Origin of the sequence: Streptomyces sp. NPDC091287 (genome assembly GCF_044768525.1) — a bacterium.
Taxonomy (GTDB): domain Bacteria; phylum Actinomycetota; class Actinomycetes; order Streptomycetales; family Streptomycetaceae; genus Streptomyces.
In genome coordinates this window covers 15,461-41,640 of record NZ_JBIVUV010000004.1, presented here as the reverse complement: position 1 = coordinate 41,640, position 26,180 = coordinate 15,461, and the positions used below count along the sequence as shown (strand labels likewise).

The following is a 26,180-nucleotide window of genomic DNA, read 5'->3' as shown; positions in this document are numbered from 1 at the left end:
GGGGCTTCCATGTTGCGCACGAGGAACACGCGTACGGGCAGGACCGCCGCCCTCGTGGCCGGTCTCCTGCTCGCCGCACTCGCCGCGGGCTGCGGCAAGGACGGCAGCCCGCCGGTCAAGGGGCCGAAGGCCGAGGCACTGCCGGTGTACCAGGTCGACACCGGCTTCGAACTGCCCGACTCCCGCACCTGGACCAAGGCGAGGAAGCGCGGCTATCTGGTGGTCGGCGCCAAGGAGGACCAGCCGTACCTGGGGGAGAAGGACCCGGCGAGCGGGATCTACTCCGGGTTCGACATCGAGATCGCCCGCATGATGTCGGCCTCGCTCGGCTTCGACCCGAAGACGATCCGCTTCCGCACGATCGCCTCCGCCAACCGCGAGACGGCCCTGCAGAACGGCCAGATCGACTACTACGTCGGCACCTACACCATCAACGACATGCGCAAGAAGCTCGTCGGCTTCGCCGGCCCGTACTACATGGCGGGCCAGGGCCTGCTGGTGCGTACCGACGAGAACGACATCAACGGGCCGCAGGACCTGGCGGGCAAGACGGTCTGCTCGGCGGCCGGCTCCACGCCGTACCAGCGCATCGCCGCCGACTACCCCGAGGCGACGCTCGTCGCGTACGACACGTACTCGATCTGCGTCGACAACCTCCTCACCTTCCAGGTCGACGCCGTCACCACCGACGACGCGATCCTGCTGGGCTTCGCGGCCAAGGCGCCCGACGAGATGAAGGTCGTCGGCAAGCCCTTCTCCGAGGAGCCGTACGGCATCGGCGTACCGCGCGACGACAACGCGCTGCGCAACGCGCTCAACGACGCGCTGGAGGCCAACGAGAAGGACGGCAACTGGAAGAAGGCGTACGAAGCGACGCTGGGGCTCTCCGGTGCCCCCGCGCCGACCCCGCCGCCCATCGACCGCTACCCGGCGAACTGAGGGGACGGCCCCACCCATGGATGTACTGACAGAGAACTTCTCCCTCTACGGCAAGGGCTTCCTCGGCACCGTCGAGCTGACCGTCTACGCCTCCGCGCTGGCGCTCGTCCTCGGCTTCCTGATGGCGTCCTTCCGGGTCGCGCCCGTCGGCTCCTTCCGGGTGCTGGGCACGGTCTGGGTCACCGTGCTCCGCAACACCCCGCTGACCCTGCTGTTCTTCGCGGTCCTGCTCGGCCTGCCCCGCTTCGGGCTCGTCCTGCCGTTCCAGGTCTTCGCGGTGCTGGCGCTCGGCTGCTACACCTCGGCCTTCATCTGCGAGGTGCTCCGCTCCGGCATCAACACCGTGCCCAAGGGCCAGGGCGAGGCCGCCCGTAGCCTCGGCATGAACTTCGGCCAGACCCTGAGCACCGTTGTGCTGCCGCAGGCGTTCCGGTCGGTGATCCCGCCGGTCGGATCGACACTCATCGCGCTGGCGAAGAACTCCGCGATCGCCGGGGCGTTCAGCGTCACCGAACTCCTCGGCACCTACAAGACGCTCAACGAGCTGGGCTACAGCATCATCTGGTCCTTCATCTGGATCGCCGTCGGCTACCTGATCATCACCCTGACCATCAGCGCGGTGTTCAACGTGATGGAGAAGCGCTGGGGAGTGGCACGATGACCAAGACCCTCACCCGCAGGCCCACACTGCCGGCGGCCACCGCGCTCTACGACATCCCGGGGCCGGTGACCCGTAAACGGCACCTGATGTACGGGATCGCCTCGACGCTGGTGATCCTGGCGCTGTTCGGCTGGATCGTCTATCTGCTCTTCGACACCGACCAGTTCACCGCCGAGAAGTGGACGCCCTTCGAGTACAAGGGCATCCAGGAACTGCTGCTGCGCGGCCTCGGCAACACCCTCAAGGCGTTCGCGTACGCCGCGGTCCTCTCGCTCGTCCTCGGCGCGGTCCTCGCGGTCGGCCGGCTCTCCGAACACCGGGTGCTGCGCTGGATCTCCACGCTGCTCGTCGAGTTCTTCCGGGCCATGCCGGTGCTGGTGATGATCTTCTTCATCTTCGTGGCGCTGAAGGTCCAGCCGCTGCCCGCCCTGGTCGCCGGGCTGACGCTCTACAACGGCTCCGTCCTCGCGGAGGTGTTCCGGACCGGGATCAACTCCGTGGACCGGGGCCAGCGCGAGGCGGCGTACGCGCTCGGTATGCGCAAGACACAGGTCACCACGTTCGTCCTGGCTCCCCAGGCCGTGCGCGCGATGCTGCCGACCATCATCAGTCAGCTGGTGGTCGCGCTCAAGGACACCTCACTGGGCTATCTGATCACCTACGAGGAATTCCTCCACGCCGGAAAGCTGATCGCGTCGAACCTCGACTACGATCTTCCCTTCATCCCCGTCGTGATGGTGATCTCTCCGATCTACATCGGGATGTGCATGCTGCTCTCGTGGTTCGCCACCTGGGTGGCCCGTCGTCAGCGGCGCAATCCGAAGACGGAGGCGGTGGGGGTGGCCCCGGCCGAACCGGGGACGCTGCTGCCGGGAGGACAGTAGCCGGGCCCTGCCCGCCCGGCAGCAGTCGGTGATCACTTCTCGCGCAGCGGGACCGAGAGATGACTCGGGTCCGTGGAGGGCGAGGAGAAGGTCAGCTGCGCGCCGGTCGGGTTGTGCTCGATGTACAACGGATCGACGGTGTCGATCACCAGGGCGAGCCGGTGACCGGCCGGGACGTCGTAGGCCGTGGAGTACAGCTCCAGGTCGACGGGGAACGGCCGGCCCGGCGTCTGCCCGTGAAAGGTGTACGGAGCGTTGCTGACCAGTCTGCCGATGCCGAGCGGCCCCACGTCGTAGAGATACGCGACGAGGGTGCCGCTCGGCTTCGTAGCGGTGACCGTGGTGTGCAGCGCGGAGGTGCCCCGGATCCGCTGCTCAGTGGCGTACCGCTCCGACTGCCACACGCTCGCGAAGGTACGCGGCAGCAGGGGCACGGAGACCGTCGGTGGCAGCTTCAGGAACTGGTCCAGCGCGTTGGACAGGATCGCTGTGCCGCCGTTGGCGCCGGAGTCGACGCCTGCCCACACCTTCTTGGTGCCGTCCAGCGGGATCCGGTTCTTCAGCGCGCCGACGGACTTCCAGTCCGGGTAGCCCTCGTACCCCTTGTCCGTACGGGACTTGAGCTGGACCGGCAGCTCGGTGTCGATGCCGTTGCGCTCGCCCTTGAGATAGCGGTCGAACCAGCGGCGGGTGCTTGTCCAGGTGTCGTTCGGCAGCCCGAGCAGGCCGGTGGCCTCGGCGGTGGCGTGGTCGCCGGGGCGGAACTCCAGCCGCTTGGGGCCGGTGAGCTTGTCGTAGAACGAGGCGTACTGGTTGGGCGGGAAGATGGTGTCGCCCCAGGCGTTGCCCATCATGATCGCCGCGCCGTTGGCGTTGATCCGGTCCAGATAGGTCGCGGGGGAGCGCTTCTTCCCCCAGGCGATCATCTCCGGCTCCTTGTCCAGGTTGGAGCCGAGGAAGTCCTTGAGCGTCCGCGTCAGTTCGTCGCTGGGGCGGCCGGTGACCAGGCCCGCGCCGCCGAGCAGGGCGGCGGCCTGGAAGTGCTGGGTGCGGCCGCTGTAGATCGAGTCGATCAGATCGGCCCAGCCGCTGAGCGCGGCGACCGCCTTGACGCGCGGGTCGTGCCCGGCCGCCAGCAGGCTGATGCCCGCGCCGTAGGAGACTCCGCCCATGCCGATGCGGTCCGGGTCGGCGGAGGTGTGTTTCAGCGCCCAGTCGATGACGGCGGAGGCGTCCGCGATGTCCGGCGGGCCCGCCACCTCGATCCTCCCGCCCGAGAGCCAGAAGCCGCGCGAGGTGTAACTCACCACGACGTAACCGGAGTCGGCGAGCTTCTGGGCCTGGGCCAGATACTCGATCTGCGGCATGGCCCAGCTCGTCGGGAAGACGATCAGTGGATGCTTCGTCCCGGCCGCCGCCCCGGCGGGCGTGAAGACGTTGCCCTTCAGGGTGATGCCCCCGGACCCGGGGATGTCGTGGAACGTCAGGCCCTGGGCGGTCGTGACCGCGGGCACGGTGCCGGGGGCCGCCGTCGCGGCCGGGGCGGCGGCGAGCGCGGCCCCGGCGAGCAGGACGACGGCGGTGGTGATCGAAGCGGTGGTGCGCAATGCCGGTTTCGGACGTGCCACGGGGTCACTCCTCACGCGTGTCAGTGCAAAGTGACCCGACGGTAACCCTGGTTGTTTACCGCTGGTAACTACCGGTGCGTTGCGTGAAGGTAACGATTGTTGGACGTGGCGTCAGTAGTGGTCCGGGGTCGGAACGGGCGCTACCGGGTCACCTCAGGGCACTCTTCGCCGCCCAGTCCTCCCACGAGAGGTTCCACGCGCCGTACCCGTTGCCCTCGGCGACCGTGCCCTTGGCCTGCGCGCCGGTCATCTCGAACGGGTCGCCCACCCGCACCTGCCCGTACAGCGCCGCGGCGTCCGCGTCGCTCATCCCGACGCAGCCCGAACTCCGGTTGGCCTGACCGAAATAGCCCGCGTTCCACGGGGCCGCGTGCGCGTACATCCCGGACCAGGTCAGCCGCATCGAATGGTCGACCATCTTGTCGTAGGCGTCGCCGAGGCCCACCGTCTCGGAGCGCATGTTGATCGTGCCCTCCTTCGACATCAGGACCGCGGTGCCCCGCCAGGAGGCCTTCTCGCCACCCGGGGTGCCCGCCGACATCGGGATGTCCAGGACCTGCTCCCCGTCCCGGTGCAGGGCGAGCCGGGACCGGTCGAGGTCGACCTTGACCACCTGGGCCGCGCCGACCGTGAACGTCGTCGTGTAGTCGCGGACGAACCAGCCGCCGTCCGCACCCGTGTCGACCCCGTTCAGCTGTGCGTCCAGGGTGACCTTCGTGCCGGGCTTCCAGTACTCCTTGGGCCGCCAGTCGACGCGGTCCTTGCCCGAGTAGTCCTGGAGCCAGCCCCAGGAGCCCTCGGTGTCGTTGGACGTGGAGACCTCCAGGGCCTTCTCGATGGCCGCCTTGTCCTTCACGGGGTGGTCGAAGACGACGGAGAGCGGCTGGGCGATGCCCACGGTCGTGTTCTTCCCCGGTGCGAGGGCAAGCTTGTTGACCTTCTCGGCCTCGGCGGTGGCGAATGTGGCCCGGTCGCTGCCGCCGTCCGCGTCCTTCGCCTCGACCGTGTACGCGGTGCCGGGCGCGGCGACCCGATCGGATGTCCAGGTCCGGCCGTCGGCGGATATCCTCCCGTCCAGCACGCCGTCCTTGCCCGCCGTCACCGACACCGCCTTCAGCCTTCCGTGAGCCAGCGTCACCTTCACCGGCCCGCCCGGGGCCGCCGCCCTGCCCTTGAGGTTCACCGAGACGCTGGTGTCGGGCGTCTTGTCGTCCCCGCCCACCTCGGCGGAGCCCGAGGGGCTGCCCGAGCACGCGGTGAGCACGGCGGCGAGCAGGGCCGCGGGCCCGGTCAGGGCGAGCCGGGCCCTCCGGCCGGCCGGGGCGGAACGACGGATGGGCGGACGTGCGGGACTCAACGTAAAAACCTCCAGGACAGGGGTGCTCACCGGGGGAGAGTCATTTCCCCCATGTCGGGTTCCTTCCTTTCCCTGGAGAAACCTCACTCCTCGGCTCGGAGTACGCCGCGCGGCCGGCTGGCTGGTGCTGCTGGTTCTCACCAAGCACGCCTATCAACTCTGGGTCTTCCCAGGGGATCATCACGGTCTCGCTGGTCACCGCGCTGATGCCCCGGATGAGCCGGGCCGCGGCCGACGGCGACCTCGCCGGGGTGCGCCGCGACGTCGCGTACGCCCTGCGCACCAGCGCCGCCGTCGTCGTGCCCGCCGCCACCGTGCTGCTGGTGCTCGCGCCCTGGGTGATCGGCTCCGTCTTCGGGTACGGGCGCGCCACCGACGCCGGCATCACGGTGATGGCCGGGATGATGGCGGCGTTCGCCCCCGGGCTGGTCGCCTTCTCCGGGCAGTACGTCCTCTCCCGCGGCTTCTACGCGATGAGCGACACGCGCACCCCGTTCCTCCTCAACCTGGTGATCGCCGCCGTCCAGGCGGGCCTCTCGGCCGTCGCGTACCTCCTGCTGCCGGCGCGCTGGGCGGTGACCGGGATGGCCGGGGCGAGCACGGTGGCCTTCTGTGCCGGGTTCGCCGTCACCGGTTACGTCCTGTCCCGGCGGCTCTCGGGCCCCGGTGCCGGCTCCCCGCTGCGGTCGCCGACCCTCGGCGCGCACGCCCGCCTCATCGCCGCCTGCCTGCCCGCCGGCGCGCTGGCGTACGGTGCGGCGCGTGCGGCGGAGGGCGCGGGTGACATGGCCGCCGCCGGGGCCGGGACGCTCACGCTGCTGCTCGTGGTGGTGCTGCTGGCCCGGCCGTTCGGGATCGGCGAGATCACCGGGATGGTGGCGACCGGCCGGGCGCGGCTGCGCCGCTGACATCGGGCCCGGTCAGCCGCCGGCCCGGTGGGATGCGGGCGTGCTGGGCACGGGGGCCTGGGCCTCGCGCGTCACATCGCCGACCAGCTCGACCACATCGGGGCCGTACGCGCCGGAGTTGACGACCCTCAACAGCAGGCAGAACGACTTGGCGCCGTGCTTGCGGCGCAGCTTCTCGTGGTTGCGCGCGACATAGCGGGTCGCCGCCTGGTTGGTGATGGCCCGCTGACCGCAGAACAGGAAGACGGGACGGGCCTCCTGACCGCCCGTCAAACGAGCCAGCAGGACGTACTCGGAGGTCCCCGGCTCCAGCCGGTAGCGCTCCGAGCCGATCTGGAACGCCACCCGGTCCGGGCCCGGGTCCTGCTCGACATTGATCCGCACTCCGGGGAGCAGGGTCCGCAGATGCGCGGCCATCCGCTGGTTGGACGTCGGGCCGCCGACGCAGAACTCCGTGCGCTCCCCGAACCCCTGCTGGGCCGTGTCGTGCGTGACGATCTGCGCGTGTGCCGCACAGTCCTTGATGAGGGCGGAGAGTTCGAGCAGGGCGAACGCGTCGTGACGGTGCACCGACCCTTCGGCGCCCGCGTAGCGGTTGACGACGAGCAGGCATTCGGAGTTCGCCGGCAGCCCGAAGAAGGCCTGCTTGCGGCGGAGCCCCCGCCGCCAGAGGTAGGTCCGGGCGAGCCAGCCCAGCGAGGCACTGATCCCGGCGGCTATCACGCCCAGCACGATGTTGCGCACGTCGTCCGTCATGGGCGCGCATGGTATCGGTCATTCGGGTAACCGTTCGAGGCGGTCCTGACGATGCGGCTCCCCCGGGGCTACCCTGCGGCGGGAGATCCGTTGACTGGAGGTACGTATGCGCCGTTCCGTCGGCCGGAACACGTCGCTGTTGGCCGTCCTCGCCGTGGTCGCGTCGGTGGGAGCCGCCGCCCCGGTGGCCTCGGCGCCGTCCGCCGCCCCGCGTCCCGCGCCACCCAAGTCCCCGGTGGCGGTGGGTTACGGGGGAGCGGTGGCGAGCGTCGACCCGGACGCGTCGGCCGCCGGGATCGAGGTGCTGCGCAAGGGCGGCAACGCGGTGGACGCGGCCGTGGCCACGGCCGCCGCGCTCGGCGTGACCGAGCCGTACTCGGCGGGCATCGGCGGCGGTGGCTACTTCGTCCACTACGACGCGAAGAAGCGCACCGTGCGGACCATCGACGGCCGCGAGACCGCGCCCCGCAGCGCGGACGCCTCCCTCTTCCTGGAGAACGGCAAGCCGATCCCCTTCGAGGAGGGGATGACCAGCGGCCTCGGCGTCGGCACCCCCGGCACCCCGGCCACCTGGGAGCGGGCCCTGGACGCGTGGGGCAGCAAGTCCCTGCGTACGCTGCTGAAACCGGCCGAACGCCTGGCCAGGGACGGCTTCGTCGTGGACGGCACCTTCCGCTCGCAGACGGCCTCCAACCAGGCCCGGTTCGCCGACTTCCCGGCCTCCGCCGAGCTGTTCCTGCCGGGCGGCGAACTCCCCGCCGTCGGCTCCGTGTTCAAGAACCCCGACCTGGCCCGTACGTACGAGAAGCTCGGCCGCGAGGGCGTCGGGGAGCTGTACCGGGGCGAGTTGGCCGACGACATCGTCCGTACGGTGCGCAAGCCTCCCGTCGACCCGGACGCCACCCGAGTGGTGCGGCCCGGCGATCTGACCCGTGAGGACCTCGCCGCCTACCGGAGCCTGCGCAAGGACCCGACGAAGGTGAACTACCGGGGCCTGGACGTCTACGGCATGGCCCCCTCCTCGTCCGGCGGCACCAGCGTCGGTGAGGCCCTCAACATCCTGGAGTCCACCGACCTTTCGCGCGCCGACCGGGTGCAGTACCTCCACCGCCTGATCGAGGCGAGCCGGATCGCGTTCGCCGACCGGGGACGCTGGGTCGGCGACCCCGCGTTCGAGGACGTCCCCACGAAGGAACTGCTGAGTCAGCGGTTCGCCGACGCGCGGGAGTGCCTGATCCGGGACGACAAGGCGCTGACCAGCCCGCTGGCGCCGGGCGACCCGCGCGACCCCGTGCGGTGCGGCAGCGGCGGCACGGCCGCGCCCACCACGTTCGAGGGCGAGAACACCACCCACCTGACGACGGCCGACAAGTGGGGCAACGTCGTCGCCTACACCCTGACCATCGAGTCCACCGGGGGCAGCGCCATCACCGTGCCCGGCCGGGGCTTCCTGCTCAACAACGAACTGACCGACTTCTCCTTCGCGCCCGCCAATCCGGCGGTGCACGACCCGAACCTCCCGGGGCCGGGCAAGCGGCCGCGCTCGTCGATCTCCCCGACCATCGTGCTGAAGCACGGCAAGCCGGTGCTCGCCCTCGGCTCGCCGGGCGGGGCCACGATCATCACGACCGTGCTCCAGTCGCTCACCGGACACCTGGACCGGGGACTCCCGCTGGTCGACGCGATCGCCGCGCCGCGCGCCAGCCAGCGCAACGCTCCGACGACGGAGATCGAGCCGGGCCTGTGGAACAGCCCGGTCCGCGCGGAGTTGGAGAAGCTCGGCCACGCCTTCAGGCAGAACCCGGAGATCGGGGCCGCCACCGGGGTGCAGCGACTGCCCGACGGCCGCTGGCTGGCGGCGGCGGAAAAGGTGCGCCGCGGCGGCGGCTCGGCCATGGTGGTGCATCCGGGCGGCGGTCACTGAGCCGGCCGGACGCAGCAGGGGCCCGGGGCCGGTATCACGCGAAACAGCGCGCGGTGCCGGCCCCGCGGCCTTGGCGTGCCGGCAAGAGGACCCGTACGGGGGTCCCTCGGTCTACGGAAAGGGTCCTTCCGCACCATGCGCACCCGCATGCTCGCCCTGACATCCGCCGCCTGCGGCGCCGCGCTCCTCGGAGCGGCGGCCCTGCCCGCGTCCGCCACCGGCCCCGGGGCCGGTGGCGGCCAGGAGCCGGAAGCGGCCGGGACGACCGCTGTCGAAGGGAACACGACCGCCGCGACCGCCGCCGAACTGCTGGCCGAGGTCCGCGCCTGCACCCGGATCTCGAAGGGCGCCTACCGCACGGACAGCGGCAGCCCCAAGGCGACGGTGCCCGTCTGCGGCACGAAGGACGCCGTCTTCTGGAAGGCGGACATGGACATCGACTGCGACGGCCGGAAGACGAAGGCCTGCAACCGGAAGACCGATCCGTACTTCCTGCCGGAGACCGCGTTCCAGAGCTCCCGCGGCGAACCCCTGGACTCGGCCGCGCTCCCCCATGTGGTCGTACCGGGCCCGAGCAAGGTGTGGGACTACCGGAGGTCGGGGCTCACCGGCGGCAGCGTCGTGGCGGTCGTGTACCGGGACCGGGTGCGGTACGGCGTGATCGGCGACACCGGCCCCACGGGCATCATCGGGGAGGCGTCGTACGCCATGGCGAAGACCCTGGGCATCGATCCCGACCCGTCGACCGGAGGCGCCGAGTCCGGAGTCACCTACATCGTGTTCAAGAACTCCCGTATCTCCCCGATCGAGAGCCGCGCACGGGCGCGGAGCCGGGGAGCGGAACTGGCCCGGGAGTTCGTCGGGCGTTCATAGGAGGGCGGTCCGTACGGGTGCTCACAGCGCGGTCAGGATGCGCGGGCCGTCGTTCGTGATCGCCACCGTGTGCTCGGCGTGCGAGGCACGGCTGCCGTCGGTGGTCCGTAGCGTCCAGCCGTCCTCGTCGTGGCGGAACTCGTCGCCGCCACCGGCGATCAGCATGGGCTCGATCGCCAGGACCATGCCGTGCCGCAGCGGCATGCCGCGCCCCGGCCGTCCCTCGTTCGGCACGGACGGGTCCTCGTGCATGGTCCGGCCGATCCCGTGGCCGCCGTACCCCTCCAGAATGCCGTAACCCGCCTTCCGGCAGACCGTGCCGATCGCGTGGGCGATGTCCCCGATCCGGTTGCCGACCACGGCCGCGCCGATCCCGGCGGCCAGGGCCTCGTTCGCCGTGTCGATGAGCCGGGTGTCGGCGGGGCGGGCCTCGCCCACGGTGAAGCTGATCGCCGAGTCACCGGCCCAGCCGCCCAGGAGGGCTCCCGCGTCCACGCTGACCAGGTCCCCGTCGCGCAGTGGATCGGCCGAGGGGATGCCGTGTACGACCGCGTCGTTGACCGAGACGCAGATGACGGCCGGGAACGGGGTGGGCGCGAAGTGCGGCTTGTAGTTCAGGAAGGGCGAGGAGGCCCCGGCCTCGCTCAGTACCTCGCGGGCCGCCTCGTCCAGTTGGCGGGGGGTCACGCCGACCGCCGCCACCTCCCGCGCCTTGGTCAGGATCTGCGCGACGACCCGGCCGGCCTCGCGCATCGCTGCGATGTGTGTGTCCGTCTTGATGTGCACCATGCCCATTACTATACCGGTCGAACCGGTATAGTAATGACGGTATAGAAATGGCATTCCGTAGTACGATGGGCGCATGGTTCGCACCCCTCTGACACCCGAAGAGCGCCTGCGCGGCGAACGGCTCGGCGCGCTGCTCCGCGCGGCGCGCGGGGAGCGCAGCATGGCCGCCGTCGCCGCGAGCGCCGGAATCTCCGCGGAGACCCTCCGGAAGATCGAGACCGGCCGCGCACCCACGCCCGCCTTCTTCACCGTGGCCGCCCTCGCCGGTGCGCTGGGCCTCTCCATGGACGAGATCCTCGGCCGCTGCGCGCCGGAACCGGCCGCCGTTCCGCTGATCGCGTAGTCCGGGCCGGGCCCTGACCGGCGGGTCGCCCCTCGGGGCGCGTAGGGTCGCGCCGTGACTCTCCAGGACTTCGCGCGCAGCGAGTACGTCAGCCTGACCACGTACCGGAAGAACGGCACACCCGTCGCCACGCCCGTCTGGGCCGCCGCCGAGGGCGATGTGCTGTACGTCTGGACCCGCTCCGACTCGTGGAAGGTCAAGCGGCTGCGCAACAACGGCAAAGTCGTCGTCACCGTCTGTGACGTGCGCGGCAGGATCGCCGAAGGGGCCCCCAGCGCGGAGGGCGCGGCGATCCTCCTCGACGAGGGCGGCACCCGCGCGGCGCGCAAACTGCTGGCGCGCAAGTACACCTGGAAGTTCTGGCTCGTCGACTGGCCCGCGACGGTCGCCCGGCTCGGCAAGCGTCCGCACACCGGGATCGCCATCACCTTCTGAGTCCGGCCGCCGTCGCCGGAGCGCGAAGGGGGGCACGGCCGGGCGGTCCGCTCCCGCCGCATCGTGCCCGAAAGCTGCGCGTAGCAGCCCCGTAACACGCCTGCGGTCGAATGCCTCCGGACTGGAAGGCTCCAGTCGACGGTCGGCGAGGGCGACGATGACGGTGCATCAGCAGGCGTACGAAGTAGGGGCGTTCGCGCAGTACCTGCGGGAACTGGTGGCACGACTGGATCCCGGACGCGGCTGGTACGGGGTCTTCGCCCGACGCGACCCGGTCGGCATGCGGTCCTGCCTGGACGGGGTGGAGATCCCGCCCTGGGACGTGGTGGAGTCGCTGCTCGCGGACCTCGCCGCCCTGCACGGCGCCCGGTTCGCCGAGCAGGTCTCGGTCCGGGCCGCCGCGCTCTACTCAGCGTCCGCGGCCACCCACGACCGGCGGCCCGGCGGACGTCAGGAGCTCGTCCACCGGCTGGAGTTGATGGTCCGCGAGCAGCACCGGGCGGCGGAACGCCTGCGCGGCGCCGGGCCCGGCGGCCCGGACCCGGCCGAACCGGAAGCGCTGGCCTGGGCCCGCGACGACCACGAACGCGCCACCGCCCGCTGCGCCGAGCTGCGGGGGCGGCTGGCGGCCGTGACGGTCCCCGAGGGCTGGTTCCGGGCGGAGGACTCCGGCGAGCGGGGGGCGGGGGCCGTCGCCGCTTCCGGGCCGGCCGGGTCCGTCGAGCCGCCCGCCGTGGATGCCGGGGCGCCCGCCTGGGTCGCTGGGCCTGCGGGATCTGCGGGATCTGCGGGACCTGCGGGACCTGCGGGACCTGCGGGGTCCCTGGAGCCCCCGGGACCTGCGGCGTCCCCCGGGTCCCCGGAGTCCCCGAGGCCTGCGGGGTTCCTGGGGTCTACCGGAACCGCTGAGCCGCTCGCCGGGACCGCCGGGCATGCCGCGCCGCCCGCCGGGCCCGTCAAGCCGCCCGCCGGGACTGCCGGGCATGCCGCGCCGCCCGCCGGGCCCGTCAAGCCGCCCGCCGGGACTGCCGGGCCGCCCGTCGCGCCCGCCGAGTCGCCCGCCGGGCCTGCCTGGTCCGTCAGGGTCCCCCAGCCGCGTGCCGAGGCTCCGACCACGGCGGCCGGGCACCCGCGTCCCGGAGGGGCCGGGAACGGCGACGGACCCCGGGCCGACGCTCCCGCTCCTGCTCCCGCTCCCGCTCCCGCCCCCCGGCGCAGGAAGCCGCGCGGGGCCCGGTTCGCCGGCCTGGAGGTCGATGAGGAGGAGGCCGGCTACGCCCCCTCGCCGCTGCCCGGCCCGCCCGCGCCCTCGCGCTCGGGCCCGCCCGCCCCGCGCGGCGCCCGCTTCGGCGGTGGCGCGGGGGAGGAGGGGCGCGAGGGCCGGGGCGCGGCCGGGCGGGACCGTGCGCCGGACGCCCTGCCGGACCCGGTCGCCGGGCAGGCCGTCGCCGGGGCCGTCGCCCAGCTGACCCGGCTGCGCGCCGAGGGCCGCAGCGGTGAGGCGCACGTGGTGCTCTGCGAGGTCGCGGCCTGGCCCGCGCCCCGGCTGCCGGTGCTCGCGGTGGCCCTGTACCGGGCCGGGCTCGCCGCCGACTGGACGACCCTGCTCTGGGAGGTGTCCTCGCTGCCGCCCGCCGGATTCGCCGCCGCGGCCGGCGCGCTGGCCGCCGCCGGGCGCGAGGCGGACTGCGGGCTCCTGCTGCGGCAGGGCGTCGCCCGGTCCGCCGCCGAGGTGGCCGAGGCGGTGCTCGCCCTGGACGGCGCCGGCCGGGAGCGGGAGGCACGGGACCTGCTCGGCGCCTTCGTCCGCGTACGCACTCCGCAGGAGGCCGCCGAGCTGGCCGGGACCGGCGGGACCCGGCTGCTGCCCCTGCTCCTGGCGGCGGCGCGCGAGGTGTCGGCGGAACGGGAGTGGGATCTGGTGCACGCGCTGCGGGTGGCGGGCGTGCCGGGCGTCTGAGGTTCCCAGGCGTGTGTCGACGCTCGCCCGCGGGCGTCTTGAACACCACCGGAGATCGGGACCGTGTGCGTTGTAGATCGGGACCGTGCGCGTTGTGGACCGGTCGGGTGCGAAACATGATCGACTCCGCCGGTTCACGGCGATGGTCTTGCCCCGCCGGACGGAGGGGCTTACGTTCTCCATCCATGCACCGATCTACGTGCGTAGAGAACGCGTGCAGGCTCTCTGACGCCGCGTCGAAGGAGCAGCTCATGTCCCACGTCGTACGCGCCGCACTCGTCCAGGCGACCTGGACCGGCGACACCGAATCCATGCTTGCCAAGCACGAGGAACACGCGCGCGAGGCCGCCCGGCAGGGGGCGAAGATCATCGGCTTCCAGGAGGTGTTCAACGCCCCCTACTTCTGCCAGGTCCAGGAGCCCGAGCACTACCGCTGGGCCGAGCCGGTCCCCGACGGCCCGACCGTCCGGCGCATGCAGGACCTGGCCCGCGAGACCGGCATGGTGATCGTCGTCCCGGTCTTCGAGATCGAGCAGTCCGGCTTCTACTACAACACCGCGGCCGTGATCGACGCCGACGGCTCGTATCTCGGCAAGTACCGCAAGCACCACATCCCGCAGGTCAAGGGATTCTGGGAGAAGTACTACTTCAAGCCCGGCAACGCCGGCTGGCCGGTCTTCGACACCGCCGTCGGCAAGGTCGGCGTGTACATCTGCTACGACCGGCACTTCCCCGAGGGCTGGCGGCAACTGGGACTCGGCGGAGCCCAGTTGGTGTACAACCCGTCGGCCACCTCACGCGGACTCTCCAGCCACCTCTGGCAGCTGGAGCAGCCGGCCTCCGCCGTCGCCAACGAGTACTTCGTCGCCGCGATCAACCGGGTCGGCCAGGAGGAGTACGGCGACAACGACTTCTACGGCACCAGCTACTTCGTCGACCCGCGCGGTCAGTTCGTCGGGGACGTGGCCAGCGACAAGGAGGAGGAACTCCTCGTCCGTGACCTGGACTTCGACCTGATCGAGGAAGTCCGCCAGCAGTGGGCGTTCTACCGGGACCGACGGCCCGACGCCTACGACGGGCTGGTGGAGCCGTGAGCGGACTGCACGAGCGCCACCTCGCCGTCAGCCCCGAGTGGCTGGCCCTCTACTACCGTCACCCCCTCGAACTCACCCACGGGGAGGGCCGCCACGTCTGGGACGCGGACGGCAACCGCTACCTGGACTTCTTCGGCGGCATCCTCACCACGATGACCGCCCACGCCCTGCCCGAGGTGACCAAGGCCGTCGCCGAACAGGCCGGGCGGATCATCCACTCGTCCACCCTCTACCTCAACCGCCCCATGGTGGAGATGGCCGAGCGGATCGCCACCCTCTCCGGAATCCCCGACGCCCGGGTCTTCTTCACCACCTCCGGCACCGAGGCCAACGACACCGCCCTCCTGCTCGCCACCGCGTACCGCCGCTCCAACCAGATCCTCGCGATGCGCAACAGCTACCACGGCCGGTCGTTCTCCACGGTCTCCATCACCGGCAACCAGGCCTGGTCGCCCACGAGTCTGTCCCCGCTCCAGACCCTGTACGTCCACGGCGGAGTCCGCAGCCGCGGCCCGTACGCCGAGCTGAGCGACGAGCGGTTCATCCAGGCGTGCGTCGCCGACCTGGAGGACCTCCTCGGGCACACCCGCCGGCCCGCGGCCCTGATCGCCGAACCCATCCAGGGCGTCGGCGGCTTCACCTCCCCGCCCGACGGCCTGTTCGCCGCGTTCCGGGAGGTCCTGGACCGGCACGGGGTGCTGTGGATCTCGGACGAGGTGCAGACCGGCTGGGGCCGTACCGGTGACCACTTCTGGGGCTGGCAGGCGCACGCCGAGCACGGACCGCCGGACATCCTCACCTTCGCCAAGGGCATCGGCAACGGCATGTCGGTCGGGGGAGTGGTGGCCCGCGCCGAGGTGATGAACAGCCTCGACGCCAACTCCATCTCCACCTTCGGCGGTTCACCGATCACCATGGCCGCCTCGCTCGCCAACCTCTCGTACGTCCTGGAGCACGACCTCCAGGGCAACGCGCGGCGCGTCGGCGGGCTCCTCATCGAACGGCTGCGGGGCATCGCCGCCGCATCGCCCGCCGTGCGCGAGGTGCGCGGCCGGGGCCTGATGATCGGCATCGAGCTGGTGAAGCCCGGCACCGACGAGGCCGACCCGGAGGCCGCGGCGGCCGTCCTCGAAGCGGCCCGCGCGGGCGGGCTCCTCATCGGCAAGGGCGGCGGCCACAGCACCAGCGTCCTCAGGATCGCCCCGCCGCTGACCCTGACCGTCGCCGAGGCCGAGGAAGGCGCGGCGATCCTCGCGGACGCCCTGCACGCGGCGGGCTGACCCCCGCCCGGCGGGGCCCGTACGTATACGAACCGCGCGGGGCGCCCCCGGCCGTACGCCCAGAGGGCCGGCGGGGGCGCCCCGAGTTAAGGAGACAGCCATGAGCCGCACCGTCATCCACGGTGGCCTGGTCATCACCGCGTCCGACGAGATCCACGCCGACGTGCTCGTCGAGGGCGGCCGGATCGCCGCCCTCGCCGCCCACGGAACCGACGCCGCCGAGAGCTGGAGCGCCGACCGGCGGATCGACGCGACGGGCAAGTACGTCATCCCGGGCGGCGTCGACGGGCACACCCACATGGAGATGCCGTTCGGCGGGACGTACGCCGCCGACACCTTCGAGACCGGCACCCGGGCCGCCGCCTGGGGCGGCACCACCACCATCGTCGACTTCGCGATCCAGAGCGTGGGCCGCTCCCTGCGCGAAGGGCTCGACGCCTGGTACGCCAAGGCCGACGGCAACTGCGCCATCGACTACGCCTTCCACATGATCCTCGCGGACGTGAACCCCTCCTCGCTCAAGGAGATGGACCTCCTCGTCTCCGAAGGGGTCACCTCCTTCAAGCTGTTCATGGCCTACCCCGGCGTCTTCTACAGCGACGACGGCCAGATCCTGCGCGCCATGCAGAGGGCCTCCGGCAACGGCGGACTGATCATGATGCACGCCGAGAACGGCATCGCCATCGACGTCCTCGTCGAGCAGGCCCTCGCCGCCGGCCACACCGACCCCCGCTACCACGGGGACGTCCGCAAGGTCGCCCTGGAGGCCGAAGCCACCCACCGCGCCGTCCAGCTCGCCCGGGTCGCAGGATCCCCCCTCTACGTCGTCCACGTCTCCGCCGACGAGGCCGTCGCCGAGATCGCCGCCGCCCGCCACAAGGGCCTCCCCGTCTTCGGCGAGACCTGCCCGCAGTATCTGTTCCTCTCCACCGACAACCTCGCCGAGCCCGACTTCGAGGGCGCCAAGTACGTCTGCTCCACCCCTCTGCGTCCCAAGGAACACCAGGAAGCCCTGTGGCGGGGCCTGCGGAACAACGAGCTCCAGGTCGTCTCCACCGACCACTGCCCGTTCTGCTTCTCGGGGCAGAAGGAGATGGGCCGCGGCGACTTCTCCAAGATCCCCAACGGCATGCCGGGCGTCGAGCACCGCATGGACCTGCTGCACCAGGCCGTCGTGGACGGGCACATCACCCGCCGCCGCTGGATCGAGATCGCCTGCGCCTCCCCGGCCCGGATGTTCGGCCTCTACCCGAAGAAGGGCACCATCGCCCCGGGCGCCGACGCCGACATCGTCATCTACGACCCGGCCGCCGAACAGACCCTCTCCGCCGAGACCCACCACATGAACGTCGACTACTCGGCGTACGAGGGCAAACGCATCACCGGACAGGTCGAGACCGTGCTCTCGCGCGGCGAACTCGTCATCGAAGAACGGAAGTTCACCGGCCGCGCCGGACACGGCATGTACAACCCCCGCGCCACCTGTCAGTACCTGGACTAGGAGATCCCGCCATGGACTTCGGACTCGTCCTCCAGACGGACCCGCCCGCCTCCGCCGTCGTCGGCCTGATGCGCCGCGCCGAGCGCAACGGCTTCCGCTACGGCTGGACCTTCGACTCGGCGGTGCTCTGGCAGGAGCCGTTCGTCATCTACAGCCGCATCCTGGAGCACACGGAGAAGCTGACCGTGGGCCCGATGGTCACCAACCCCGGCACCCGCACCTGGGAGGTCACCGCCTCCACCTTCGCCACCCTCAACGACATGTACGGCAACCGCACGGTTTGCGGCATCGGGCGAGGCGACTCCGCGATGCGCGTCGCGGGCCGCAGGCCCAACACCCTGGCCCGGCTCGGCGAGGCCATCGACGTCATCCGGGACCTCGCGGAGGGCCGGGAGGCGACGGTCGACGGGCAGCCGCTCCGGATCCCCTGGGTGAAGGACGGGAAGCTGCCGGTGTGGATGGCGGCGTACGGGCCCAAGGCCCTTGCCCTGGCCGGGCAGAAGGCCGACGGCTTCATCCTCCAGCTCGCCGACCCCTTCCTCACCGAGTGGATGATCAAGGCGGTACGGGACGCGGCCTCCGACGCCGGACGGGACCCGGACTCCGTCACCATCTGCGTCGCCGCCCCCGCCTACGTCGGCGACGACCTCGACCACGCCCGGGAGCAGTGCCGCTGGTTCGGCGGGATGGTCGGCAACCACGTGGCGGACCTGGTCGCCCGCTACGGCGAGCACTCCGGCCTGGTGCCGGAAGCGCTCACCGCGTACATCGCCGGACGCTCCGGCTACGACTACAGCCACCACGGCCGCACCGGCAACCCGGACACCGCCTTCGTCCCGGACGAGATCGTCGACCGGTTCTGTCTGCTCGGTCCCGCCGAGGCGCACATCGAGAAGCTCCAGGCGCTGCGGGACATGGGCGTCGACCAGTTCGCGCTGTACAACATGCACGACGCCCGGGAGGCGACCATCGACGCCTACGGGGCCGAGATCATCCCGGCCCTCACCGCGTGACCGCCTGACCTACCCCCTCGCCGTCCGCACCCCGCACCACCCGCACCGCCCCGCACGGCACCGCTCCCGAGCGAAGGGCCCGTCCGCCATGACCGCCACCGTCCCACCCACCCCACCGACCCCACCGTCCTCCCCGAGCGACGCGATACCCGGCCCGGCCGCCTCGGGCCGGGTCGAACTCGCCCACGGATACGTCCCCGACGACCCCCGCTTCGCCAACGACGACCTGCTGCCCGTGCCCGTCGAGCGCCGCACCTGGACGACGTACAACTTCGCGGCCCTGTGGATCGGAATGGCCCACAACATCCCGTCCTTGCTGCTCGCCTCCGGTCTGGTGGCGCTCGGCATGGACTGGAAACAGGCCGTGTTCACCATCGCGCTCGCCAATGTGATCGTGCTGGCCCCGATGCTGCTCACCGGGCACGCCGGGCCCAAGTACGGCATTCCCTTCCCGGTCCTGGCCCGAGCCTCCTTCGGGCTGCGCGGCGCCAATCTGCCCGCCCTGATCCGGGCCGCCGTCGCCTGCGCGTGGTTCGGCATCCAGACCTGGATCGGCGGCGTCGGCATCTTCACGCTGCTCGGCAAGCTCTTCGGCGGCTGGGCCGGCGCGGCGGAGGTCGGCGGGCAGCCGTGGACCCTCTGGCTCTGCTTCGCCCTCTTCTGGGTCCTCGAACTGGCCATCATCTACCGGGGGATGGACACCCTGCGCCGCTTCGAGAACTGGGCGGCGCCCTTCGTCCTGGTCGGTGCTGTCGTCCTGCTCGTCTGGGTCGCGGTCAAGGCGGGCGGCTTCGGCCCGCTGCTGGACCAGCCGTCCGCGCTCGGCTGGGGCGCCGACTTCTGGCCGGTCTTCTTCCCCTCACTGATGGGCATGATCGCCTTCTGGTCGACGCTCTCCCTCAACATCCCCGACTTCACCCGCTTCGGCGCGGGCCAACGCGCCCAGATCCGGGGGCAGTCGCTCGGGTTGCCGACCACCATGACGTTCTTCGCCCTGCTCTCGGTCTTCGTCACCTCCGGATCGCAGGCGGTGTACGGGGTGGCCATCTGGGACCCGGTCCAGCTCGTGGCCCGTACCGACAACGTCTTCGGGCTGGTCTTCGGCCTGGTCACCGTGCTGATCGCGACGATTTCGGTGAACATCGCGGCGAACGTGGTCTCACCGGCGTACGACCTGGCGAACCTCGCGCCGAAGTTCATCAGCTTCCGGACCGGGGCGCTGATCACGGGTGTGCTCGGGGTCGTGATCATGCCGTGGAAGCTCACCGAGACGCCCGAGCTGTACATCTTCACCTGGCTGGGCCTGGTCGGCGGACTGCTCGGCACCGTCGCGGGCATCCTGATCGCCGACTACTGGATCGTCCGCCGCACCGTCCTCGACCTGGCCGACCTCTACCGGCCCGGCGGCAGGTACTGGTACCGGAGCGGCTGGAACTGGCGGGCGGTGGTCGCCTTCGCGGTCGGCGGCGTCCTCGCGGTGGGCGGCTCGCATTCGGCTCCCGGCAAGGGACCCTTCCCCGCCGACGGACTGATCCCGTTCCTGAAACCGCTGGCCGACTACGGCTGGGCGGTCGGGCTGGCCTCCTCGCTGCTCCTTTACGTGGCGCTGACCCGCCGGGCCTCTCCATAGCTCTGGGCGGGATCTCAGACAGGTTTGACGCTGCGGCCCAGCAGGGCCGTGACATCCACCGTCTCGTCCGCCGAGGGAGTGGCCGTGGGAACGGGCCGGTCGAATCCGGAGAAGTCCACGGTCCCTTCCTCGTCGGCGTTGCGCACGGTGATCCGCACCGGGTACGGCGTGCCCTCGGCGGCCACGTAGGCCGTCAGGCGCTCGTTGCCCTCGGCGCGGGTCACCGGAACGACGGGCGCACCGTTCACCTCGGTCCTCTCGCCCTTCGTCAGGGTGCCCCGGTCGGCGGTGTCGGCGTTGTCCGTGATCAGCTCGCGGAAGGTATCGAGATCGCAGACCTCGGTCACGCTCAGCAGCCGGGGGTCGTCGGCCTCGGCCTTCATGTAGCGGCCGTCGAGGATCGCGTCGAAGGTGGAGCCGCCGATCGGAACCTGGTTCTTCCAGAAGGCGGCATCCGGCTTCAGCCAGACGTCGTCGCCCCGCTTGACGATCTCCACCGAACCGTCGTCGCCCATGTCGACCCCGCCCGCGCAGTTCCCCTCGCGGTCCAGCGTGAGGTCCAGGCTCACATCCGGCCCGGCCCCGTCGATACTGCCGCGCGCGCTCAGATGCAGGGAGTCCACGTCGAGCAGGGCGTCGCGCGAGCGGTCGGCGATCTCCTCGGCGCCGAGCGAGTCGATGTCGTCGTCAGCCTGCGCGACAACACCACTCGTCAGGGTGAGGGCAACGGTCGCGGCCCCTGCCGCCGCACGTGCGGCCCAACGGTGTGCGCTCACATCGCCTCCTCGAAAACGCCCCGGTCAGGGGGTGCGCTCCATGAGAACCGGCACATTCGAGCGTACGCCGCGAGCGGGGGAGCCGCCCGGCGCACACACGGAGCGTGAGAGGTGAACGCGTTTCTCGTTACGGAGGGTGGGCAGAGCTGCGGTGATCCCGCCCGGGATCACCGTAAGGACGCACCACGTCACGCACCACGTAAGGAGAACCATGAAGCTGTTCACGGGGAAGAGGCCGTTCACGGGGAGCGACCGGTTCCGGTCGGCCCGGCGGGCCGTCGCCGCAGCCTCCATGGCGGCAGCGCTGGCGGTCCCGGTCACCGCGTCGACCGCGACCGCCGCCCCGGCCGCGATCCCGCCCGGCCTCTCCTGCGACACCGGCAAGCACGCCATCGACGACTACACGGGCTTCGCGCTCTGTCGCAACAACGGCAGCCAGACGCAGACCTTCTGGGTCCATCTGGTCTGCGGCTGGGCCCCGGACGTCGACGGCAACCACGTCACCCTGAGGCCCGGCGAGTCCGGCCAGTCCACCGCCCACTGCGGGAAGATCGGCACCGGAATCGGCGAGATCCACGTCCGCCCGTGACGCCGGGGCCGTAGCGCCGTAGCGTCCCACGGCCGCCGCAGCCCGAACGGCCGGAACCGTCGCACCGGTTGAGCGTGCCGCCTCCTCTCGTTACCCTCCAGTAAGTACGTGTGGGCGCAGCCGGGACGACCGGTCGGCCCGCGCCACGAGGGAGGCGGCACGCCCATGTCCTCAGCGGAGCCCACCGAGCAGACCGGCCCGGCCGTACGGGAACCCGGACGCGGCCCCCGCCCCACCGCCCCCGTTCCGCCGCCGGGGCCGGGGCCCGGACTCGCGGAGAGCGCCCGCCGCCTCGCCGACGCCGCCACCAGCTCCACCGCACTCGTGGCCCACGCCCTGGCCCGCATCGAGGCCACGCAGCCCACCCTCAACGCCTTCCGCCACCTGCGCACCGAAGCGGCCCTCGCCGAAGCCGCGGAGGCTGACCGGCGGCTCGCGGCGGGGGAGCGGCTGCCGCTCCTCGGCGTGCCGGTCGCCGTCAAGGACGACACCGATGTGGCGGGCCTGCCCACCCACTTCGGCTGCGACGGAGAGCGCGCCCCGGCCGCCTCCGACAGCGAGGCGGTCCGCCGGCTGCGCGCCGCCGGAGCCGTCGTCGTCGGCAAGACCAACTCCTGCGAACTGGGCCAGTGGCCCTTCACCGAAGGTCCCGCCTTCGGCGCCACCCGCAACCCCTGGAACACCGCGCACACCCCGGGCGGCTCCTCCGGCGGATCGGCGGCGGCCGTCGCCGCCGGACTCGTCCCCGCCGCCCTCGGCTCGGACGGCGCCGGATCCGTGCGCATCCCCGCCGCGTGGACGCACCTCGTCGGCATCAAACCGCAGCGCGGGCGCATCTCGGTCCACCCGCACAGCGACGCCTTCCAGGGGCTCACCGTGAACGGCACCCTCGCCCGTACGGTCGCCGACGCGGCGCTGCTCCTGGACGCCGTCGCCGGAGCGCACCCCGAGGACTTCCACCGCCCGCCCGCCGTGCGCGCCGCCGACGCCGCCCGCCGCGACCCGGGACGGCTGCGCATCGCCCTCGCCTGGCGTCCCCCGCTCACGCTCACCGGCGCCGGACCGGACCCGGAGGTGCGCCGGGCCGTCGCCGCGCTCGCCGAGACCCTCGCCCGGCTCGGCCACCACGTCGAGGAGGCCCGCCCCCGGTACGGGCTGATCGGCCTCGCCTTCGTGCCCCGCGCCACCGCGGGCATCGCCGAATTCGCCGCACGCCACCCCGAACCGGCCCTGCTCGACCCGCGCACCCGCAGCGCCCTGCGGACCGGGACACGGCTGGGCGGGCGGGTGGTCCGGGCCGCCCGCGCCCGCGAAGTACGTCAGCACCGCAGGATCGGCGCTCTCTTCGACGCCTCCGGCTTCGACGTGCTGCTCACCCCGACCACGGCCGCGCCGCCGCCCCGGATCGGCGCCTTCGACCGCCTCAGCGCCTGGCGCACCGACCTCACGATGGCGGCCGCCTGCCCGTACGCCTGGCCGTGGAACGTCCTCGGCTGGCCCGGCGTGAACGTCCCGGCCGGCTTCACGCGCTCCGGCCTCCCGGTCGGCGCCCAGCTCCTGGGCCCCTCCCGCAGCGAGGAGCGGCTGATCGCGCTCGCCGCCCAACTGGAGGACGACCTGCGCTGGTACGAGCACCGGCCGCCGGCCTGACGGCCAGGGCTCATCCCCAGGCGGTCGGCTTCCGCCGGACGGCGACGGCTCACCCCCAGGCGGTCGGCTTCGGCCGGACGGCCACGGCTCACCCTCGGGCGGTCAGACCCGCCTCCACCCGTTCCACGGCCAGCATCGCGCCGAACGCGACCAGGTGGACCAGACAGTGATCGGTGAGCGGCGGCACCCGCCAGGCCTTCACGTCCTCGGACGTGATCCGGTACGGGGCCCGCGCCGCGAGCAGCGCCAGCCGGGCCCCCGGCCGCTCCGACCGGTCCGGCAGCCCGTCGCCGGTCAGCGGCAGCGGCGTGAACCCGTCCCAGGCCGCCACCGATTCCCGTACGAACGCGGCGTCCCGCTCGTCCAGCAGAGCGGCGCCCGCGTGGGCCGCCGACCGCAGGGCGCCGAAGGCCGCACCCACGGGGGTGCCCGCGGCCCAGGGCGGCCGCGGGCCCTCGGTCCGCAGCAGCGGAAGGCTCAGCCCCGGCTCCGGCCGGCCGCGCACCGCGCGGACCAGAACCTGCCCCGCCTCGCTGTCCAACAGCTCGGCCGGGTCCGCGCCACCGGACGCCGCCTCCTCGTCGATGAGGGCGGAGACGATCCGGTTGATGAAGTGGAACGCCAGGGCGGAGCCCACGAACTCCGGTGCGTCGGCTGCGGCGAAGGGCTGCGAACCCCTCATGTCCTGCCCCCAGGACAGCAGTCGCGCGTGGACCGGATCGGCCGGGCGCTCACCCCTGGCCAGCGATCCGGCCAGGTCCCGGTCGACACCCGCGTACAGCAGCAGGGTGTGCGCGCCCACGCAGAACGGGCAGCGGTTGGCCAGCGACACCCCGTACGTCACCAACTCCTTCTCCGTACGGGAGGCGTGGCCCGACAGCAGGGACTCCCGCATCAGGGCCCAGGCTCCCGCCATCAGATCGGGCGCGGCGGACAGAGCGACGAAGGGCAGAGCGCCTTCGATGCCGAAATCGCGGGTCACCTGGGCGTGGACGGCGGCGGCCGTTCCCGTCGTCCCGCCGGCGGGTTCGGGTGAGGTGAAGCGGAAAGGTGAGGTCATGCCCCGGATACTGGCGGTCGCGAGCGCTCCGGGGCATCGTACGGGGGGAGGCAGTCGGGACTGTTCCGCACCGACCGGCCGGACGCGCGGCTACTTCCCCGGGCGTAGTCCCCGGCCCCTCTCCGAGGAGGACGCGGCAGCCGCCGTACCGGCGTTAGGCTGCCGCACATGCAGGGGGACAGGGCACGACGGGCGTATCTGCTGGACGGGGCGCTCGCCGCCACCATCGCCGCGGCAGTCACCACGGCGGCCTGGGCGGCCTCCTCACCGAGCCCCCTCGACCTGCTGCTCATCGGGGCCGGTTCGCTCGCCCTGGCCGGACACCGCCGTGCCCCGCGGGCGGTCCTCGCGGTGACGACCCTGTGCCTCCTCGGGTACGTCGTCCCTGCCCAGCCCGGCAGTTGGGCGGCCTTGCCGGTCGTCGTCGCCGTCCACGCGGCGGCCCGCAGCGGGCACCGGGCGTACGCCATCGCGGCCGGGGCGCTCTTTCTGGGCGGGTACCTCGGTGTCCTGCTCGTCGCCGGGCCCGGCGCGGGGGAGACCGTCGAGCGGTCGCTGCTGCTGCTCGGCTGGTTCCTCTGCGCCTCAGTCACCGGACTGATCGACAAGAACTGGCAGGCCTATCTGCACCAGACGGAGCAGCGGGCGCTGGACGCCGAACGCACCAGGGAGGAGACGGCGTTGCGTCGGGCCGGCGAGGAACGCCTGCGCATCGCACGCGAGTTGCACGACTCGCTCACCCATTCCATCTCGATCGTGAAGCTCCAGGCGGGTGTCGCCGTCCACCTCGCCCACAAGCGCGGCGCCGCGGTCGACCCCGCCCTGCTCGCCATCCAGGAGGCGGGCGGAGAGGCCATGCGCGAACTGCGCGCCACACTGGAGGTCCTGCGCACGGACGGGCCGGAGGAGCCCTCGTCCCCGGGCGCGGGCCTGGCGCGCATCGGCGAGCTGACCGAACGCGCCCGGGCCGCGGGGATCACGCTGTCCGTCCGTACCGACGGCGACGCGCGCACCCTGCCCGAGGACGTCGACCGCACCGCGTACCGCATCGTCCAGGAGGCCCTGACCAACGTCGCCCGGCACGCGGGCCGGGCGAGCACCACCGTGCGGATCGGCTACACGGACCGGATCCTCACCGTCGCGGTCCTCGACGAGGGCCCGTGCGCGCCCGGCTCCACCATCACCCCGGGCACCGGACTCACCGGCATGCGCGAACGCGTCGCGGCCCTCGGCGGCACCCTGGTCGCGGCCCCTCGACCGGACGGCGGATTCGCCGTCCACGCGGAACTGCCGCTCACCCTTCCGCTGCCCCGCGCCGTGGGCGCCCGGTGAGCGCGCTCGGCCCCCTGCGCGTCGCGATCATCGACGACCAGGCACTGATGCGCGCCGGATTCCGGGCCCTGCTGGACGCCGAGGAAGACATCGAGGTCGTCGGAGAGGCCGCGGACGGCCGAGCCGGACTCGACCTCGTCCGTGAGCAGACGCCCGACGTGGTGCTCCTGGACATCACCATGCCCGTGATGACCGGGATCGAGGCCACCCGCGCGATCACCGCCGACCCCCTCCTGGCCCCCGTGCGCGTCGTCATCCTCACCAACTACGGACTCGACGCCTACGTCTTCGAGGCGCTGCGCGCCGGGGCCGCGGGTTTCCTCCTGAAGGACACCGAGCCGGCCGAGCTGCTCCGGGCGATCAGGGTCGCCGCCGCCGGCGACGCCCTCCTCTCGCCCGCGATCACCCGTCGGCTGATCGGCGAGTTCGTCGCCCGGCCTCCCGACCGCTCCACCGCACCCGGACTGGAGTCCCTCACCCGACGTGAGCGGGAGGTCACCGCGTTGGCCGCCCGCGGTCTCAGCAACGACGAGATAGCCGTCCACATGGTGGTCAGTCCCTTCACCGCCAAAACCCATGTGAGCCGCGCGATGATCAAGCTCGGCGCCCGCGACCGGGCCCAGCTCGTCGTCTTCGCCTATGAGTCCGGGCTGGTCGAGCCCCGGTCGCGGACCGGCGGGGGCCCGGCCCCGGCACACCGACGTGCCCACGGTGTGTGAAGCCGTGCGGGGGCCTTGTGGAGCCTGGCACGGTGAAGAGATATCTTGATGTCAAGCAATGTTGCAGACGTGGAGCGGA

At 72.1% G+C, this 26,180-nt stretch carries 23 protein-coding genes and 1 pseudogene; 18 read left to right on the top strand and 6 right to left on the bottom strand.

Annotated features, from left to right (window positions below; all coding sequences use genetic code 11):
• Positions 1-9 precede the first annotated feature (9 nt).
• Genes ACIQRW_RS06800 through ACIQRW_RS06790 form a run of 3 tightly spaced genes read left to right on the top strand, consistent with a single transcriptional unit; the run spans position 10 to position 2,484 of the window.
• Positions 10-939 carry a glutamate ABC transporter substrate-binding protein gene (locus ACIQRW_RS06800; protein ID WP_403755453.1) on the top strand — a complete coding sequence of 310 codons (930 nt, stop codon included), beginning with the start codon at positions 10-12 and terminating at the stop codon, positions 937-939.
• A gap of 16 nt (positions 940-955) precedes the next feature.
• Positions 956-1,600, top strand: coding sequence for an amino acid ABC transporter permease (locus ACIQRW_RS06795; protein ID WP_007454866.1), 645 nt, complete (start codon positions 956-958; stop codon positions 1,598-1,600).
• Positions 1,597-2,484 (top strand): amino acid ABC transporter permease, encoded by an 888-nt coding sequence (locus tag ACIQRW_RS06790; protein WP_403755450.1) that lies wholly within the window; start codon positions 1,597-1,599, stop codon positions 2,482-2,484. The genes ACIQRW_RS06795 and ACIQRW_RS06790 overlap by 4 nt, the downstream gene beginning before the upstream one ends.
• Before the next feature lie 32 nt (positions 2,485-2,516).
• Here the strand turns inward: ACIQRW_RS06790 and ACIQRW_RS06785 are convergent, their stop codons facing one another.
• Positions 2,517-4,112, bottom strand: coding sequence for a CocE/NonD family hydrolase (locus ACIQRW_RS06785; protein WP_403755447.1), 1,596 nt, complete (start codon positions 4,110-4,112; stop codon positions 2,517-2,519).
• Positions 4,113-4,260: 148 nt separating this feature from the next.
• Positions 4,261-5,469, bottom strand: a complete 1,209-nt coding sequence (locus ACIQRW_RS06780) for an Ig-like domain-containing protein (RefSeq protein ID WP_403755444.1) — start codon at positions 5,467-5,469, stop codon at positions 4,261-4,263.
• Positions 5,470-5,515: 46 nt separating this feature from the next.
• Between ACIQRW_RS06780 and ACIQRW_RS06775 the strand changes: the two are divergent.
• A pseudogene (locus ACIQRW_RS06775) lies at positions 5,516-6,377 on the top strand (lipid II flippase MurJ); the annotation flags it as partial.
• A 12-nt stretch (positions 6,378-6,389) separates the two neighbouring features.
• On the opposite strand, the gene ACIQRW_RS06770 reads toward ACIQRW_RS06775, so the two are convergent.
• Entirely contained in the window at positions 6,390-7,133 is a 744-nt protein-coding gene (locus tag ACIQRW_RS06770; protein WP_403755441.1) for a hypothetical protein, read from the bottom strand.
• Positions 7,134-7,239: 106 nt separating this feature from the next.
• Here ACIQRW_RS06770 and ggt point away from each other — a divergent pair, with 106 nt between their 5' ends.
• Together ggt and ACIQRW_RS06760 are read left to right on the top strand one after the other, a co-directional pair.
• Entirely contained in the window at positions 7,240-9,057 is a 1,818-nt protein-coding gene (gene ggt / locus ACIQRW_RS06765; protein WP_403755438.1) for a gamma-glutamyltransferase, read from the top strand.
• 135 nt (positions 9,058-9,192) lie between these two features.
• Entirely contained in the window at positions 9,193-9,930 is a 738-nt protein-coding gene (locus ACIQRW_RS06760; RefSeq protein ID WP_403755436.1) for a glycoside hydrolase family 75 protein, read from the top strand.
• 21 nt (positions 9,931-9,951) lie between these two features.
• Here ACIQRW_RS06760 and map read toward each other — a convergent pair whose 3' ends face one another.
• Entirely contained in the window at positions 9,952-10,719 is a 768-nt protein-coding gene (map, locus tag ACIQRW_RS06755; protein WP_403755433.1) for a type I methionyl aminopeptidase, read from the bottom strand.
• Positions 10,720-10,792: 73 nt separating this feature from the next.
• Here map and ACIQRW_RS06750 point away from each other — a divergent pair, with 73 nt between their 5' ends.
• The 8 genes from ACIQRW_RS06750 (at position 10,793) to ACIQRW_RS06715 (ending at position 19,975) form a co-directional block, all read left to right on the top strand.
• A complete protein-coding gene (locus ACIQRW_RS06750; protein ID WP_018961443.1) occupies positions 10,793-11,062 on the top strand; it encodes a helix-turn-helix domain-containing protein in 270 nt (89 codons plus the stop codon).
• 54 nt (positions 11,063-11,116) lie between these two features.
• Positions 11,117-11,497 carry a PPOX class F420-dependent oxidoreductase gene (locus tag ACIQRW_RS06745; protein ID WP_403755430.1) on the top strand — a complete coding sequence of 127 codons (381 nt, stop codon included), beginning with the start codon at positions 11,117-11,119 and terminating at the stop codon, positions 11,495-11,497.
• Positions 11,498-11,654: 157 nt separating this feature from the next.
• Complete coding sequence (locus ACIQRW_RS06740) at positions 11,655-13,457, top strand: hypothetical protein (RefSeq protein ID WP_403755427.1); 1,803 nt, start codon at positions 11,655-11,657, stop codon at positions 13,455-13,457.
• A gap of 251 nt (positions 13,458-13,708) precedes the next feature.
• The gene (locus ACIQRW_RS06735; RefSeq protein ID WP_403755424.1) at positions 13,709-14,551 is read left to right on the top strand and encodes a nitrilase-related carbon-nitrogen hydrolase; all 843 of its coding nucleotides are present in this window, start codon (positions 13,709-13,711) and stop codon (positions 14,549-14,551) included.
• Positions 14,548-15,831, top strand: coding sequence for an aspartate aminotransferase family protein (locus ACIQRW_RS06730; protein WP_403755421.1), 1,284 nt, complete (start codon positions 14,548-14,550; stop codon positions 15,829-15,831). The genes ACIQRW_RS06735 and ACIQRW_RS06730 overlap by 4 nt, the downstream gene beginning before the upstream one ends.
• A gap of 100 nt (positions 15,832-15,931) precedes the next feature.
• A complete protein-coding gene (gene hydA / locus ACIQRW_RS06725; protein ID WP_403755418.1) occupies positions 15,932-17,332 on the top strand; it encodes a dihydropyrimidinase in 1,401 nt (466 codons plus the stop codon).
• A gap of 11 nt (positions 17,333-17,343) precedes the next feature.
• Positions 17,344-18,345, top strand: coding sequence for a TIGR03842 family LLM class F420-dependent oxidoreductase (locus tag ACIQRW_RS06720; protein WP_403755416.1), 1,002 nt, complete (start codon positions 17,344-17,346; stop codon positions 18,343-18,345).
• An 88-nt stretch (positions 18,346-18,433) separates the two neighbouring features.
• On the top strand, positions 18,434-19,975 hold the full coding sequence (locus ACIQRW_RS06715; RefSeq protein ID WP_403755413.1) for an NCS1 family nucleobase:cation symporter-1: 1,542 nt from the start codon (positions 18,434-18,436) through the stop codon (positions 19,973-19,975).
• 14 nt (positions 19,976-19,989) lie between these two features.
• On the opposite strand, the gene ACIQRW_RS06710 is transcribed toward ACIQRW_RS06715, so the two are convergent.
• A complete protein-coding gene (locus ACIQRW_RS06710; protein ID WP_403755410.1) occupies positions 19,990-20,751 on the bottom strand; it encodes a hypothetical protein in 762 nt (253 codons plus the stop codon).
• 211 nt (positions 20,752-20,962) lie between these two features.
• Here ACIQRW_RS06710 and ACIQRW_RS06705 point away from each other — a divergent pair, with 211 nt between their 5' ends.
• Together ACIQRW_RS06705 and ACIQRW_RS06700 are read left to right on the top strand one after the other, a co-directional pair.
• Complete coding sequence (locus tag ACIQRW_RS06705) at positions 20,963-21,340, top strand: hypothetical protein (RefSeq protein WP_403755407.1); 378 nt, start codon at positions 20,963-20,965, stop codon at positions 21,338-21,340.
• 165 nt (positions 21,341-21,505) lie between these two features.
• Positions 21,506-22,990, top strand: a complete 1,485-nt coding sequence (locus ACIQRW_RS06700) for an amidase (RefSeq protein WP_403755405.1) — start codon at positions 21,506-21,508, stop codon at positions 22,988-22,990.
• A gap of 88 nt (positions 22,991-23,078) precedes the next feature.
• Here the strand turns inward: ACIQRW_RS06700 and ACIQRW_RS06695 are convergent, their stop codons facing one another.
• Positions 23,079-24,050: a carboxymuconolactone decarboxylase family protein gene (locus ACIQRW_RS06695; RefSeq protein WP_403755402.1), complete on the bottom strand. Its 972-nt coding sequence runs from the start codon at positions 24,048-24,050 to the stop codon at positions 23,079-23,081.
• Positions 24,051-24,218: 168 nt separating this feature from the next.
• Here ACIQRW_RS06695 and ACIQRW_RS06690 point away from each other — a divergent pair, with 168 nt between their 5' ends.
• The gene (locus ACIQRW_RS06690) at positions 24,219-25,382 is read left to right on the top strand and encodes a sensor histidine kinase (protein WP_403755399.1); all 1,164 of its coding nucleotides are present in this window, start codon (positions 24,219-24,221) and stop codon (positions 25,380-25,382) included.
• Entirely contained in the window at positions 25,379-26,101 is a 723-nt protein-coding gene (locus ACIQRW_RS06685; RefSeq protein ID WP_403755396.1) for a response regulator, read from the top strand. Before ACIQRW_RS06690 ends, ACIQRW_RS06685 begins: the two co-directional genes overlap by 4 nt.
• The last annotated feature ends 79 nt before the right edge of the window (positions 26,102-26,180 follow it).

What these genes read in the sequence shown, in the direction of transcription:
- ACIQRW_RS06695 (WP_403755402.1), bottom strand. Translation starts at nt 24,050, where the DNA reads ATGACCTCACCTTTCCGCTTCACCTCACCCGAACCCGCCGGCGGGACG.
- ACIQRW_RS06795 (WP_007454866.1), top strand. Translation starts at nt 956, where the DNA reads ATGGATGTACTGACAGAGAACTTCTCCCTCTACGGCAAGGGCTTCCTC.
- hydA (WP_403755418.1), top strand. Translation starts at nt 15,932, where the DNA reads ATGAGCCGCACCGTCATCCACGGTGGCCTGGTCATCACCGCGTCCGAC.
- ACIQRW_RS06770 (WP_403755441.1), bottom strand. Translation starts at nt 7,133, where the DNA reads ATGACGGACGACGTGCGCAACATCGTGCTGGGCGTGATAGCCGCCGGG.
- ACIQRW_RS06690 (WP_403755399.1), top strand. Translation starts at nt 24,219, where the DNA reads ATGCAGGGGGACAGGGCACGACGGGCGTATCTGCTGGACGGGGCGCTC.
- ACIQRW_RS06705 (WP_403755407.1), top strand. Translation starts at nt 20,963, where the DNA reads ATGAAGCTGTTCACGGGGAAGAGGCCGTTCACGGGGAGCGACCGGTTC.
- ACIQRW_RS06750 (WP_018961443.1), top strand. Translation starts at nt 10,793, where the DNA reads ATGGTTCGCACCCCTCTGACACCCGAAGAGCGCCTGCGCGGCGAACGG.
- ggt (WP_403755438.1), top strand. Translation starts at nt 7,240, where the DNA reads ATGCGCCGTTCCGTCGGCCGGAACACGTCGCTGTTGGCCGTCCTCGCC.
- ACIQRW_RS06760 (WP_403755436.1), top strand. Translation starts at nt 9,193, where the DNA reads ATGCGCACCCGCATGCTCGCCCTGACATCCGCCGCCTGCGGCGCCGCG.
- ACIQRW_RS06790 (WP_403755450.1), top strand. Translation starts at nt 1,597, where the DNA reads ATGACCAAGACCCTCACCCGCAGGCCCACACTGCCGGCGGCCACCGCG.
- ACIQRW_RS06720 (WP_403755416.1), top strand. Translation starts at nt 17,344, where the DNA reads ATGGACTTCGGACTCGTCCTCCAGACGGACCCGCCCGCCTCCGCCGTC.
- ACIQRW_RS06740 (WP_403755427.1), top strand. Translation starts at nt 11,655, where the DNA reads ATGACGGTGCATCAGCAGGCGTACGAAGTAGGGGCGTTCGCGCAGTAC.
- ACIQRW_RS06735 (WP_403755424.1), top strand. Translation starts at nt 13,709, where the DNA reads ATGTCCCACGTCGTACGCGCCGCACTCGTCCAGGCGACCTGGACCGGC.
- ACIQRW_RS06800 (WP_403755453.1), top strand. Translation starts at nt 10, where the DNA reads ATGTTGCGCACGAGGAACACGCGTACGGGCAGGACCGCCGCCCTCGTG.
- map (WP_403755433.1), bottom strand. Translation starts at nt 10,719, where the DNA reads ATGGTGCACATCAAGACGGACACACACATCGCAGCGATGCGCGAGGCC.
- ACIQRW_RS06700 (WP_403755405.1), top strand. Translation starts at nt 21,506, where the DNA reads ATGTCCTCAGCGGAGCCCACCGAGCAGACCGGCCCGGCCGTACGGGAA.
- ACIQRW_RS06715 (WP_403755413.1), top strand. Translation starts at nt 18,434, where the DNA reads ATGACCGCCACCGTCCCACCCACCCCACCGACCCCACCGTCCTCCCCG.